The organism is Paeniglutamicibacter psychrophenolicus, assembly GCF_017876575.1.
Classification (GTDB): domain Bacteria; phylum Actinomycetota; class Actinomycetes; order Actinomycetales; family Micrococcaceae; genus Paeniglutamicibacter; species Paeniglutamicibacter psychrophenolicus.
Genome location: NZ_JAGIOE010000001.1, coordinates 904904 through 918905, shown reverse-complemented (window position 1 = coordinate 918905; position 14002 = coordinate 904904). Strand labels below are relative to the sequence as shown.

Sequence of the window (14002 nt, the reverse complement as noted above, 5' to 3'; positions counted from 1 at the left end):
GGTCTCTAGGCCTAAGTGCGAAGTAATAGGGAAAGCTTTGCGTATTTTGCAAAGATTGAAAGATACAGTGCGCCTCAGGCTGAGTCGAGGTCGGGCGGGATCCGCAGGGCGAGGGTAAACAACGTCATGCCCTGGACTTGGAACGGATCGTGACCCGTGATTTGCCCGATGCGATTCAGTCGATATTTGACCGTGTTGGGCTGAACCTTCAGGATTTCTGCCGTCTGGACGAGCTTGAAACCGCAGTCAATATAAGCACGAATAGTTGCCAATAGATCAGAACCCCGCTTCGCATCGTATGCGGCGATGAGGTCGGTGGTGTCGCCGGCAAGATCGTGGCGGAATGGACTCGTCCGTGCGATCTGGTCCAAAAGGGTGTCGGAAAAAAGATATGCACGGGGAATCTTGTTCAGCACCGCGAACGAAGTCGCATTTTGGGCGTCAACGTATCCCTGAGCCACCGTCTGGAGTCCCTTGCGGAGCCTTCCCACAGTTACTGAAAACTCAGGCAGTAAGCTGGCAAGGAGGTCCAATTGCTCGCGGGCACCCAACGGAGTGCCCTTGATGGATTCGACGATTACAACCACTTCTTCGTCGCGTGTGCCGACAAGTCCTACCTTGGCTTGCGTTCCGGATATGGACTTCTGCACGGTCTCAAGGCAGAGGCGCATTGAGATTGATGCGTTCTGTCTACCGGGGCGTCGCCTGACCAAAACGACGAAGTAGGAGCTATCCACTTTCAGGTTGAAATGTTTAGCATGAGTTGCGATGCGTCCAGGTTGGTTTCCGGCGATCAGCGCTTCAAGAAAATCGCGTCTTCCCTTTTCGCGGTCATGAATCATGCCCGAGGCCTCATCAAGATATGCTTCCGTGACTGCGGCGGAGACATAGTCGACGTGCTGCATGATTTTGCCGGCAATACGCAAGGCACCCTGGGGATACTCGGCAACTTGCGGTGCCATCTGCACTTGGTCCCACACCGTATGTCCCCACAGCCGGTAGGCGTGCAGAAGGGCCTGTATTGGAACCCCCTGACGAAAACGCCGGACGGCACTTTCGCGAAACGTATCCAAGTGCTCGTTGGTGACGGTGAAATTATCGCCCAGTCCAAGAAGCATGGTTTCCAGGTTGTGGCGGGCAGTCGGGGCCACGTCTTGTTCGATAAAGCCCTCGGGCAGTGAACGGTATTCTACGATTTCCTCGCGGTATCGCCGGGCCAGCAGAACACCGATCGCATCTGCCCTTGACATGAGAAAGTCCACCAACGCCGAGATCTGCGAATCCTCGATTTGGCTCGCTTCAGTAAGCTCCACCGTTACCTCCGTGTAAGCACCGCATGGGCTTCTCAATCTCGAGAACCTGTCCACGATTCTGTCATGGTGCAGAGATGATGATCCTGATCTGGCAGATTGAACGCCAATTGTTGACTTCGAGGTCGCTCACCACGTCACAAATCCTGCCAGTTAGCTTCGATCGGGCAATATATGTGCCCCGTTGAGGCGCAATCCGATGTAACGCCACAATATTCAGCCACCCACCTCGCCCCTGGGCAATTAGCAAGTGCCGACCTGCTTGCTCGGAACTGTGCCTCTCATCTCTTCGTCGGAATGAACAGACGAAACAGACGTTGGCCGGATTCCGCGGTCAGAACGTCGCCCAGAAGAGATCCGGCCCAAGCCATCGATAATTCGGCTGTTGCCGTAAACTGGCGAATCCTGCAGATCATTGAGTGGCCATACGCCACACCCGATGGCATATGCGCCAGGGGTTACGCCCTTATGAAAACCGGCAAACGCGATCTGCACGTCGCCGAAGCCAACTGTGAGACGTTGCTACTTCACACGATCAGCCCATATCAGTGATAGGTCCTGGTGACTATGCAACGGAAATGGCCACTCATAAGCTGAACAAATGTCAGTCTGGCCAGATCTCATTGTCCTTGAAATTCTCGTAAAGATTGATCAATACGGCGGCATCGGTGCCGCAGCACGCCACTTGGCGATGACGCAACCAAGCGCGAGCCGGGCAATTGCCGGATACGAAACCCAAATTGGGCTTCCACTGGTTCGACGTACGCCGACGGGATCGAAGCTGACTCGTGAAGGTCAACTCGTTGTGGAATGGGCACAACCGATTCTGTCGGCTGCCCAACGGCTACGCGATAGTGTCAACGATTTGGGCAACGTAAATTCGTCCAGGATCTCCATCGCAGCGAGCATGACCGTCGCCGAGTACCTCGCTCCCCACTGGCTGAGGAGATTCAAGGACGCCCACCCCAATGCCAAGGTTTCGTTCGCCGTCCGGAATTCCCAGGACGTCTTTGAGGGCGTACGCCAGGGCGAATACGATGTGGGGCTCGTGGAGTCCCCGGAGCCGGCGGCAAAATTACAGGAGACGGTCGTTGGTCACGACAGATTGACCGTGGTTGTCGATCCGACACATCCGTGGGCAAATCGCAAAAACGCGCTCACAATAGCGGAGCTGGCAAATACGCCCCTCATCGTTCGCGAGGAAGGTTCGGGGACAAGAGTCACTCTCGATGAATTCCTGGCACCGTACTGTCCCGTCGCGCCGTCGCTGGAGCTAAACAGCAACGCGGCCGTTCGGATCACTGCGCAGTCCGGAATGGGCCCAGCCGTCCTGAGCTACCTCGTCGTTCAGGACGCCCTGCGAGCAGGAGACCTGGTCGCAATACCGGTCTCAGGTCTAAACATCATGAGGAACTTCCGGGCAGTTTGGGATGGTTCACAGAGGCTGTCGGGAGTGCGGGCGGCCTTCGTCGAAGTTGCCATGACAAACGCGGAAATGCCTTCGCTGGTACAGAAACCCCGGCCACAGACGAGCCTGGTCGACTCCCCATAAGCGGGAAAATTCCAGGTGCCCCCGGCGGGCATCGACAGCTCTGGATAGGTCTTGGCGGCTGCCTCCTCGCTGATCACTTGCTGCTTCTGCTGGTCTGTCGGCCCGAATCAGCTTCAGGCATCGCCCTGGCCAGCAGATGGCCGGTGATCGTACTCTTCGCCCGCTACGGGGGCATCGATCCGTATCTTGGTCCGGGGGATGAAGTAACCAAAAATACCCGCTCCCAGCATCGAGATCCCAGCGATCGCCCACACCCCGGAGGCGAGAGTCGCCACCGCCACCAGGCCCGAGAGCAACACCGGGCCCGCCATTGCACCGGTGTCCGAAAGTTGTCGCCATAGCCCTAGGAACTTGGCCCGCCCCGAAACCGGGGAATAATCGACGCCAAGGGTTAACACGATGCCCGAGCCGACGCCGTTGCCGAACCCCAGCAACATGGCCACGGCCAGCATGGTGGGCACGGAGTGGGCCATGGGCAGCAGAACCATCGCCACAGACATCACGATCATGGACGGCACTGCGATCCACATCCGCCCGTACCTGTCCATGATTTTGCCCGCAGGATAGAAGATGAGCATGTCCACGGCCCCGGAAAGGCCATAGATAAGCGAAATGGTGGCCGCGTCCAGACCGATGCTTTCTCCCCACAGCGGCAGCACAACCTGTCGGGTCGAGCGCACCGCGGACAGGCAGATGACACCGAGCCCCAGGCCCAGCAACACGTGCTTGTGGTCTTTGGCGATGCTCCACATCGAGCCACCTGCCCGGCTTTGGCCTTCCTCCACTGGTGCCCTGGATTCCAAGTCCGGGATCCCTAGGCACACCACCATGGCAACGGCCATGGCTGCCATGCCCACCCAGTATGCCCCGGCAATGTCCAGCCACTTCATGGCCAGCGTGGCAGCAAAAGGTCCGATGAATATGCCTACGCGATGGATCCCGCCCAGGCTCGACATGGCCCTCGCCCTGAACTCCAGCGGGACCGCCTCGGCCAGGTAGGCCTGCCGCGCAAGGTTGAAGACCGCGCCCGCCATTCCCAGCATCGTCACGCCTACGGAAAAGAGTCCCAGGTTAGATGGGATGATCCCTAGCACCAAGCCAAGCGACGCCCATCCTGCTGCCATGACCATGGCCCATCGTTCACCCATCCGCGTGGTCAACATGGCCGCCGGGACATTGAATATCAGCGACCCGAAACCTACCAAAGTGACCACTAGTGCGGCGGTGGCCAGGGTCGCTCCGCGATCCAGCGCCGAGAGTGCAATGACCGGTGTCACCGCGCCCAGGCCCACACCGTAGAGCAACGAAGGTGAGTACACTTTCACGGCTATACGGCGCAGGCTAAAGGGTTGCTCACTCATGGTGTCATCCTACGCAACTGTTTAATTGCTCAAATACCATCACAAGAATCGGCGGCGTGGCACCCAAGCGACCATCTCATGAGAGCAGTCGGGTCCATGACAATGCAAGCTATATATCGAAAGATAAACGGTCGATAAACGGTTTCCAACGACCGCTAATCAACATTATCGTTACACCTCATACGCTTTTGGCATGAGCAGACCGCTAGAGGTTGCCGGACATTATTGATTGAATTGCACCAAGAGAATGTGCGGTGTGTCACAAAGCAGTCTCCGGGGTTACCGAAACCGGGAACCTCCAGGAACCAGGTGACACCAGCACGAAGAGTGATGAAGGAAAAGTTGGACAGCCGATATCTGGGACCGTGGAACACTCGCATAATTACCGGCACCTCGTCAGATAACGCGCAAACCTAAGCGAACATAGCCGGTCCCGAGCCCGGCTTGACACGTCAAACTACGCGTTGCCCCAATACATCCTTCAATATCCAAGAGCTAACACCCTTCTGGTTGCGGTGCCTTGCCATCCAAGGCGTAAACAAGCACGCGCCCCGCTCATAGACACAATTTCACGGCCAATATCAAGGAGAATTATGAAAAAGCAATCCAAGGCTGGCGTAATCGTCAAAACCAGCGCAATTGCATTGGCCGCGCTCCTGTCCCTTACTGCTTGTGGCGGAGGCGGCGAAGCCAAGGGCAGCTCTGCGAACAGCACCCTCCTGATCGGCACCACTTCGGATGTTGCAAACTTCGCTCCGTTGAACACTGTGAGCATCACCGACATGTGGGTCATGAACCAGATGTACCCCGAACTCTTCCGAGCGGAAACGGACGGCTCCATCCGTCCACTCGCGGCCAAGAGCGCAACCATCAGCCCGGATGGAAAATCCATCAAGGTGGTCTTGAACGAGAAGTTCACCTGGAGCGACGGGGAAAAGCTCACTGCCAACGACCTGAAGTTCACGCTGGACCGGTACGTCAAGGACAAGCTGCTGCAGGGCAAGACCATCCGAGAGAACTACGAATCGTCCAAGGTTGTTTCTCCGACGGAGTTGACGGTGACCATGAAGAGCCCAAGCTATGGCTGGGCCAAGGACTTCATGACTTCCGTCCGCATCCTGCCGGAGCATGTCTTCAAGGATGTTCCTGATCTGACCAAGTACGCCCTCGACGCACACGAGGATGCTTGGGTCGGAGCGGGCCCCTTCACGCTGGCTGGGGTCTCCAAGGGCCAGCGCTACAAGTTCACCCGCAACGAGCAGTACCCGTTGTCGGCGCCGGGGAACGAGGAAATCACCGCCCTTGAGTTCCGGGTCTACCAAGACATCAACACGATGCAGCTCGCCCTCCAGAGCGGCGAATTGGATCTGGCAGCACCGTCGCTGCCGGCTTCCGCCGTCGCCTCCCTCGAGTCCAAGCCCGGAATCAAGGTCTCGGAAGTCTCCGAATCGGTCAGCCTGTCAAAGCTGACTTTCAACCAGCAGAGCAAGACCCTGCAGTCGCCAAAGGTGCGCAAGGCCATCAGCGGGCTGATCGACACCGAGGCGATCCTGGAAACCGTCCTGCAGGGTCGTGGAACACACCTTGAAAGCCCCGTTCTGCCGCTCTTCAAGGGCTACGCCCCCGAGGGCCAGTCCATTCAGAAGGTCAGCGCCGACCAGGCCCGCGATGTGTTCAAGCAGGAAGGCTTCAAGGATGCCGACAATGACGGTTTCTTTGACGGACTCGACTACAAGATCCTGTGCGACCAAGGCAATTCAAACCACGTGAAGTCCGCGCAGGTAGTTCGAGACAACCTGGCCACGGCAGGAATCAAGTCGACCGTGGCATGTTCGGAACGCTCCACGTCGCTGACTGCGGCAAAGGCCGCAGACTTCGATCTCTACGTGCACAAGATGCCGCAGAGCTACAGCCCGGGCACGAACCTTCGGTTCCAGTTTGAGTCGCCGAACGACTACGGACTCAACTACACCTACGGCGGCGACGCTGAACTGGATGAGCTCATCAAGAAGTCGACAAACGCCACCGATGAGAAGTCTTACCAGGAAGCCACCCAAGCAGTTGCCACGCGGGTCGGCGAACAGGCCATGATGCTGCCGCTCTACATCGAATCCCTGAACTACGTCTCGAGCACCAAGCGATTCGATGGCTACGTGCAGTCCCCGACGGAGATCAACGGCCCGGTGGACTCCTTCTCCCTTTCCCAGGTCACCCGGACGAAGTAAGGCCCCCGGGCCCTTCAGGCATACGACCTCACGGCATTACGACCTACTTGAAAGGTGCTGAAAAATGACACGCTTTGTGCTTATTCGAACGGCTAGGGCACTCCTGGCCATCTGGATCGCCGTCACCATCACGTTCTTCCTCCTTCGGCTCTTGCCCGGTGGCCCGACGACCCTGATGCTTGATGGCCTCAAGGACCCGGAGCTGGAAGCCGCTCTCATGTCCGAGTACGGGCTCGACAAGTCATTGATTGTCCAATACGGCCTCTTCCTCTGGAACTTGGTCCAAGGGAACTTTGGGACCTCGTTCTACTCGCAGTCCCCGGTAATGGATGTCCTTGCTACGCGGATCCCGTGGACCCTCCTCTTGGCGGGTACGGCATTCCTTGTCACCTTGCTGATTGGCATCCCGCTCGGCGTCGCCGCTGCAGCCCGACGGGGAGGCATCCCCGACCAGGTGTTGAGGTTCCTGGGAATGGCCGGCCAGGCCATGTTTGTCCCCAGCGTCGCGGTCTTCCTTCTGGCGGTCTTTGCCCTCGGCACGGGCTGGTTCCCCATCGGCGGGGCCGTTGACTCGTTCGCGGAAGGTGGAGGGGTTTTCACAAGCATCCTGCTGCACCTCGCGTTGCCGCTTCTGACCTTGATATTCATCCAGACCGGACCGTACGCGTTGACGGTTCGCACGAACATGCTGCAGGTGCTGGGCTCCGACTACATCCGCAGTGCCAAGGCACGGGGGCTGTCGCGACGAACGGTGATCTGGAACCACGGGTTGCGCAATGCGATGATCCCCGCAGTCACCCTCATGGGACTGCAATTGGGCACCTTGGTCGGCGGCGCCGTACTCACCGAAACCGTTTTTGCCTACCCGGGACTCGGCTCGCTGATCTACGAATCGGTACTCCGGCAGGACTTCCCGATTCTGCAGGGCGCCTTCATCTTGCTGGCCGTCACCGTTGTGGCCGCAAACCTATTGACTGACGTGGTCTGCCTCTTCATAGACCCCAAACTGAGGACCGGGAGCCGAGCATGAGCATTCTTGAGAAGGCAGCAACAACAACGCCCGTAAAACCTGTGAAGCAGATGACTCCACGTCAACGGACCTGGAGCAGGTTCTTCAAGGGTCCCCTCGGCTTCATCTCGCTGGGCACGATCGTGGCCCTCGTTCTCGTCGGGATCTTTGGACCGATGATTGTTCCGTATCCGGAAGGACTTGGACCCAACGTCCTGCAGCCGCCCTCGTCAGAGCACTGGTTCGGGACCGACGGCCTCGGCCTTGACGTCCTCGGCCAGATTGTCTGGGGAACACGAACGAGCCTCGGCGTCGCGCTCTTCGCCGGAATCATCGCGATCGGCGTCGGCGTAGCGCTGGGCATCCTGGCCGCATACTTCAAGCGGGCAGACAGCATCATCACGACCGTCACGGACGTCATGCTCTCGCTGCCGATCCTGCCGCTGATGATTGTTGTCACCGCCATGGTTGGGCCAAGCATCGTCACCTTGACCTTGGTCATCGGGTTCTTCTCGTGGCCGGAGATCTGCCGTCTGATCCGTTCCAACGCTTTGGTCGTGGTTTCCATGCCGTTCGTTGACGGAGCCCGGGCAATCGGTGCTTCGTCGTGGAGGATCATGTTCAAGGAGATCCTCCCCATGGTCAGCCCGCTTCTGATCGTGATGGGCCTGCTCACGTGTGCGCGAGCCGTAATCTCCGAGGCGAGCCTCAGCTTCTTGGGCCTTGGTGACCCCTCGACATGGTCATGGGGGCGGATCCTGCAGAGCGCCCAGCGCGACGGTGTCCTGGTTTCAGCTTGGTGGCAAACACTCTTTCCGTCGATCGTGATCCTGCTTCTGGTGCTTTCCGCGTCCATCGTTGGCACTCGATTCAATGATTCTCGATCCGTGAAGTTCAAGGGAGCATAACAATGTCAGTCTCAACCACGATGGCCCGTCCCGCCGGCGAACCACCTGTTTCCGACGTTGTCCTTGAAGTACGGAACCTTGCGGTCAATTTCGATACCGAGATGGGAAGCGTCAAGGGCATTGAAGGGGTGAACCTCACCCTCAAGCGAGGTGAAACCATCGCGATTGTTGGTGAGTCGGGCTCGGGGAAAACCACCACCATCAACGCAATCATGGGGCTGTTGCCCGGCAACGGAAGCATCGTCCAAGGCGAAGTCATCTTCCAAGGCCGGAACATCGGCAACGCACCCGAAAAGGTCATGAGGAAGGTCCGGGGCAAGAACATCGGGCTGGTCCCGCAGGACCCCATGTCCAGCCTCAACCCGGTGATCCGCATCGGCAAGCAGATCGAGGAAGTGCTCTTGGTGCATGGCAATGCAACCAAGGCCAACGCCGCTGAAAAGGCCTGCAAGCTCTTGGCCCAGGTCGGCCTTCCGGATCCGCAGGCGCGAGCCCGCCAGTACCCGCATGAGTTTTCGGGGGGAATGCGTCAGCGCGCGCTCATCGCCATTGCGCTGGCCTGCCAGCCGGAGCTCTTGATTGCGGACGAGCCGACTTCTGCCCTGGACGTTACGGTCCAGCGGACGATCCTCGACCACCTGGACACCCTCACCACCGAGTTTGGCACCTCGATGATCCTGGTGACGCACGATCTCGGGTTGGCTGCCGACCGTGCTGAAACCGTCATCGTGATGAGCAAGGGGCAAATCGTTGAGCAGGGGCCCGCCAAGGAGATTCTGGCCAACCCCCAGCACGAGTACACCAAGCGACTGGTCAATTCCGCGCCTTCATTGATCTCCACCCCGCTGAAGGCCGTATCGCAGGAAAACACGCATGAGACCGGCGCCCCGCGCGATGTCATCCTGAGCGTCCGGGACGTCTCCATGGACTACAAGTTCCGCAGCCAGCAGACGGGCAAGCAGGTCACGTTCAACGCCGTCAAGAACGTCAGCTTCGACCTGGTGCGCGGAACAACCCTCGCCATCGTCGGGGAGTCCGGATCCGGCAAGTCCACGACGGCCCGCATGGCGCTGAAGCTGGAGAAGCCGACGCGCGGGTCGATCGAAGTGGACGGCACCAAGATCGCCCACCTGCATGGCCGGGAGCTCAAGGCGTTCCGCAAGAAGGTGCAGCCCATTTTCCAGGACCCGTTCTCATCGCTGAACCCGATGTCCAGTATCGGCCAGATCCTCGAAGAGCCCCTGAAGATCTACGGGATCGGCAATGCTGCGTCCCGCCGTGCCACCGCATGCGAACTCCTGGACAAGGTTTCGCTGAATCCGGATATGTACGACCGCTTTGCCACCGAGCTTTCGGGCGGCCAACGCCAGCGGATCGCGATTGCCAGGTCCTTGGTGCTGGGCCCGGAACTGATCATTTGCGATGAGCCTGTATCAGCACTTGACGTGTTGGTTCAGGCGCAGATCCTGGACCTCCTGATTCAACTGCAAGAAGAGCTGAAGCTGAGCTACCTCTTCATCTCGCACGACCTGGCAGTTGTCCGCTTGATTGCCGACGAGGTGGCTGTCATGAAGTCCGGTGAAATCGTCGAGCACGGCTCGGTGACGGACGTGTTCGACGCACCGCAGCACATCTATACGCAGGAGCTCTTGGCCGCGATCCCTGGATCGAATTACGCGACGCTATAAGGATCCTCAACGAGTTTCATCCATAGGTGCTTGGGCCCCTTTGACCTCCTGGTCAAGGGGCCCAAGCACCTTTTGTTTGCGGATGGCTCCGTCACCACCGGCACGGGATGCGGGCCTGTACGGATGGAATTCATTCTTCACTTCTCCAAGGTTTCGTTGACCGTTCGTTGATCCTCGATCTCGAAACAGGCGAAAAACCGCGGGAACCAGGCAAAAAAATCTTCAGGAATTCGTTGATGGCCACGATGAAGATGCCGCGATTGCGCCCAGTGAATACGTTCCTGCAGCAATTCACACGATGATGGGGTTCGGGGCCCAGACGGCTACACGGCACAAGAAACCGCACACACAACGGCCTGGGGGCTCAACTCGCCGGTAGTGCGCCGGTGCCCTAGATTGGGTACCTACGTACACGCCTGATCCTTGAAGAGAGCCGCCATCATGACCCAGCTTCCCGACCTCGAGCAGCTGCTCACCGACCCCGTCGTTGCGGCGCTGGCCCGCGCAGAGGAAACCGCGTGGTTCGGGGCCGGTCCGGTGGACACCATTGAGGGGATCAAGGCCTCGGGCATTGACCCGGAGCTCATCGCCGCCGCCCGTGAGCGCTTCAACCGCTTCGCCCCCTGGTTCGCCGAACGCTTCGCCGACACCCGTGCCACCCACGGCATCCTGGAATCCCCGCTGGTCGGCATCCCCGATCTGCAGGAGGAACTGGGCCGCCGCTTCGGCACCGTGCTGCCGGGCAAGCTCTGGCTCAAGCGCGACGACTCGCTGCCGGTCAGCGGCTCGATCAAGGCACGCGGCGGGATCCACGAGGTCCTCGAGGTCGCCGAGCGTCTGGCCACCGAGGCCGGGATCATGGGCCCGGGCGACGACGCCAGGGTGCTGATGACGCCCGCGGCGCAGGAGGTGCTCTCGGCCCACGGCATCGCCGTGGGCTCCACCGGCAACCTTGGCCTGTCCATCGGCATCGTCGCCTCGGAGCTGGGATTCAACACCACCGTCCACATGTCCCTGGACGCCCGCGCGTGGAAGAAGGACCTGCTGCGTTCCCGCGGTGTCACCGTGGTCGAGCACGCGGGGAACTTCTCCGACGCGGTGGAGGCCGGTCGCAAGACCGCCGATGAGGACCCGAGCGTCTGGTTTGTTGACGACGAGGCCTCGCTGAGCCTGTTCGCCGGCTACTCCGTGGCCGGGTCGCGCCTGGCCGGGCAGCTGAAGGCACTGGACATCACCGTGGATGCACAGCACCCGCTGATCGTGCACCTGCCGTGCGGCGTGGGCGGCGGACCGGGCGGTGTCACCTTCGGGCTCAAGGAAGCCTTCGGGGATGCGGTGCACTGCGTCTTCTCCGAACCGACCCACTCCCCCTGCATGTCGCTGGGCGTGCGCACCGGCCTGCACGACGCCATCAGCGTGCAGGACATCGGGCTGGACGGCAAGACCGCGGCGGACGGCCTGGCCGTGGGCCGGCCCTCCCGCCTGGTGGGCGAGCACCTGCAGCAGCTGATCGACGGATTCGTGACCGTCACCGACGAACGAATGAAGGCGTTCCAGGGGCTGGTTCACGACACCGAGGGCATCGATATCGAGCCCTCTGCGGCCGCCGGGTTCGCCGGTCCGTGGCGCATCCTGGAAAACCAGGACTACCTGACCGCCTACGGCCTCACCCCCGAAGCCATGGCCAACGCCACCCACATCGTCTGGGCCACCGGTGGCTCGATGGTGCCGAAGGAAGAAATGGCAGCTTACGTGGCCGAGGGCCAGTCGCTGATCGACCAGGTTCTCTGGAGCTAGCTGCACCACGTCCGAGGCCGGCCGTGTCCGTCACCAACCAAGGTGATGGGCGCGGTCGCTTTCCTTCTACCTCGGCACGGGCAGGCGCGGGCTACGCCGGCGAGTTCCGAAGCCGGAGCTGCAGGCTGATTGCCGTTGCAGCTACCTCCCCTTGTTTTGGAAACTCCTGAAGGCTTCCTGGGCCTCGTCGCTTGCCAGGCGTTCGGCGAACACCTCGTATTCGACCTGCAGGGCCTCACGCACATCGACGGCACGGTGCTTGCGCAGCAGCGCCTTGGTTGCCTCGATGGAGGCCGCCGGAAGTGCCACAAGTGCCGAGGCTCGGTCCAGGGCCTCGGCCAGGGCGCCGCCCTGGTCCACGACGCGGTTGATGATTCCGGCATCGGCGGCGTCAGCCGCGTCGAACCACTCGCCGAGCATCAGCAGTTCCGCGGCACGCTTGTCACCCGCGAGCCTCGGCAACAGGTACGAGGAGGCTCCCTCGGGGCTCAGCCCCAGCGCGGTGAACGGCATCCGAAAGCGCGTTCCGGCGCCCGCATATGCCAGGTCGCAGTGCAGCAGCATGGTCACCCCGATGCCCACGGCATGGCCTTCCACGGCCGCGAGTATCGGTTTGCGGGCGTCGAGTAGTGCGTCGAACAGCACCGTCCCGCCGCGTGTTTCCGGTTGCGGTCCCTTGCGGAAGTCTTCGATGTCATTGCCGCTGGTGAAGGTGCCGCCCGCGCCGGTGATGATGCTGACGCGCACGCCGGGGTCGGTATCGGCCTCGCGGATCGCTGCCGACAGGGCAAGGTAGGTGGCGTGGTCCAGGGCGTTGCGCTGCGCGGGCCGGTCAATCACCAAGACCCGCACGCCCTCGCGTTCGTCTTCGACGCGTACAGTTGCCGGCTCGGGTGCGGATGCCCGGGCCACCGGTTGCTCTGTCATGATTTTCTCCTTGGTTCATCTGTCTTCAAGGCCGCTGGCCCTGCGCGCCGGGCCTTGGCCGGGCATGCCTCTGGTTGTTCCACGCCGTCGAGGTCGGCGTTCAAGCACGTACCCCTGCGGCGACGGAATCGATTCGGGACCCTGCGGCCAATTGGGCGGCCAGCGCGTCACGGGCTTCGTCGTATTCCGCCGCCAAATCGGCGATCACGTCCGCTACCGATTGGACCGAGTCGATTTGCCCCACGCCCTGGCCCGCACCCCAGATGTCCTTCCAGGCCTTGGAACTTCCCCCTGCCCAGCTCATGGACCCCTTGCTTCTTTCGGCAAGGTTTTCCGGATCGAGGCCGGCCGCCGCGATGCTTGGCTTCAGGTAGTTTCCCGGCACTCCGGTGAATGCGGGCGTGTACACGATGTCGGAGGCGGCCGAGTCCAGCACCATCGATTTGTACCCATCCGGGGCATTCGCCTCGGTGGTCGCAATGAACCGGGTTCCCAGGTACGCAAGGTCAGCACCCATGACCTGGGCGGAGAGGATCGAGCGGCCGGAGGCGATCGAACCGGAAAGGATGATCGGTCCGTCATGGAAGCGGCGGATCTCCGGGAGCAGGGCAAAGGGACTTGCGGTTCCGGCATGGCCGCCTGCACCGGCGCAGACCAGGATGAGCCCGTCCACGCCGGCCTCGAGTGCCTTTTGGGCGTGGCGCACCGTGGTGACGTCGTGGAAGACGAGGCCTCCGTATGCATGCACGGGAGCGATAACCGGGGTTGGTGCGTGCAGCGAGGTGATGATGACGGGGACCTGGTGTCGCACACAGGTTTCGAGGTCTGCCTCAAGGCGGTCGTTGGTGTGGTGGACGATGAGGTTCACGGCGTACGGGGCGATCTTGCGTTCGGGATCCGCAGCCCTTGCCGCGTCGAGCGCCGTCGTGATCCGGGTCAGCCAGGTGTCCAGTTCCGCCTGCGGCCGGGCGTTCAGGGCGGGGAATGAACCCACGATCCCGTTCAGGCACTGCTCGATCACCAGCTCGGGGTTCGAGATGATGAACATCGGGGCAGCGACCACCGGCAGGGCCAGCTGGGCCTTGAGCTCATCGAAAGTTGCCATGGACGGTTTTCTCCTCTGCGTTCGTGGTGCGCCGTGCGTGCAGGTGGTTCCGCGGACCGGAACAGGTGACGCACGTCGCCCAAGTGCCGAGTCTACCGTTGCGACCATCGCCGGCCAGCG

Annotated in this window: 10 protein-coding genes; 6 read left to right on the top strand and 4 right to left on the bottom strand. The window is 60.8% G+C overall.

Annotation, left to right across the window (positions count from 1 at the left end; translation table 11 throughout):
• Positions 1–74: 74 nt before the first annotated feature.
• The gene (locus tag JOF46_RS22670; RefSeq protein ID WP_209906137.1) at positions 75–1313 is read right to left on the bottom strand and encodes a PucR family transcriptional regulator; all 1239 of its coding nucleotides are present in this window, start codon (positions 1311–1313) and stop codon (positions 75–77) included.
• 598 nt (positions 1314–1911) lie between these two features.
• Between JOF46_RS22670 and JOF46_RS04015 the strand changes: the two genes are divergently transcribed.
• Positions 1912–2862: a LysR substrate-binding domain-containing protein gene (locus tag JOF46_RS04015; RefSeq protein WP_209906136.1), complete on the top strand. Its 951-nt coding sequence runs from the start codon at positions 1912–1914 to the stop codon at positions 2860–2862.
• Positions 2863–2975: 113 nt separating this feature from the next.
• Here the strand turns inward: JOF46_RS04015 and JOF46_RS04010 are convergent, their stop codons facing one another.
• Positions 2976–4223 (bottom strand): MFS transporter, encoded by a 1248-nt coding sequence (locus JOF46_RS04010; protein WP_209906135.1) that lies wholly within the window; start codon positions 4221–4223, stop codon positions 2976–2978.
• Positions 4224–4990: 767 nt separating this feature from the next.
• Between JOF46_RS04010 and JOF46_RS04005 the strand changes: the two genes are divergently transcribed.
• The 5 genes from JOF46_RS04005 to JOF46_RS03985 all read left to right on the top strand — a co-directional run bounded on the left by JOF46_RS04005 (position 4991) and on the right by JOF46_RS03985 (position 11850).
• Positions 4991–6448, top strand: a complete 1458-nt coding sequence (locus JOF46_RS04005) for an ABC transporter substrate-binding protein (RefSeq protein ID WP_209906134.1) — start codon at positions 4991–4993, stop codon at positions 6446–6448.
• A gap of 64 nt (positions 6449–6512) precedes the next feature.
• Positions 6513–7478, top strand: coding sequence for an ABC transporter permease (locus JOF46_RS04000; protein WP_209906133.1), 966 nt, complete (start codon positions 6513–6515; stop codon positions 7476–7478).
• Positions 7475–8365 (top strand): ABC transporter permease, encoded by an 891-nt coding sequence (locus JOF46_RS03995; protein ID WP_209906132.1) that lies wholly within the window; start codon positions 7475–7477, stop codon positions 8363–8365. The genes JOF46_RS04000 and JOF46_RS03995 overlap by 4 nt, the downstream gene beginning before the upstream one ends.
• 2 nt (positions 8366–8367) lie before the next feature.
• Positions 8368–10053: an ABC transporter ATP-binding protein gene (locus JOF46_RS03990; protein ID WP_245347995.1), complete on the top strand. Its 1686-nt coding sequence runs from the start codon at positions 8368–8370 to the stop codon at positions 10051–10053.
• Positions 10054–10494: 441 nt separating this feature from the next.
• A complete protein-coding gene (locus JOF46_RS03985; protein ID WP_209906131.1) occupies positions 10495–11850 on the top strand; it encodes a D-serine ammonia-lyase in 1356 nt (451 codons plus the stop codon).
• A 141-nt stretch (positions 11851–11991) separates the two neighbouring features.
• On the opposite strand, the gene JOF46_RS03980 is transcribed toward JOF46_RS03985, so the two are convergent.
• Positions 11992–12777 carry an enoyl-CoA hydratase-related protein gene (locus JOF46_RS03980; RefSeq protein WP_209906130.1) on the bottom strand — a complete coding sequence of 262 codons (786 nt, stop codon included), beginning with the start codon at positions 12775–12777 and terminating at the stop codon, positions 11992–11994.
• A 100-nt stretch (positions 12778–12877) separates the two neighbouring features.
• Positions 12878–13882 carry an NAD(P)H-dependent flavin oxidoreductase gene (locus tag JOF46_RS03975; RefSeq protein WP_209906129.1) on the bottom strand — a complete coding sequence of 335 codons (1005 nt, stop codon included), beginning with the start codon at positions 13880–13882 and terminating at the stop codon, positions 12878–12880.
• Between the last annotated feature and the right edge of the window lie 120 nt (positions 13883–14002).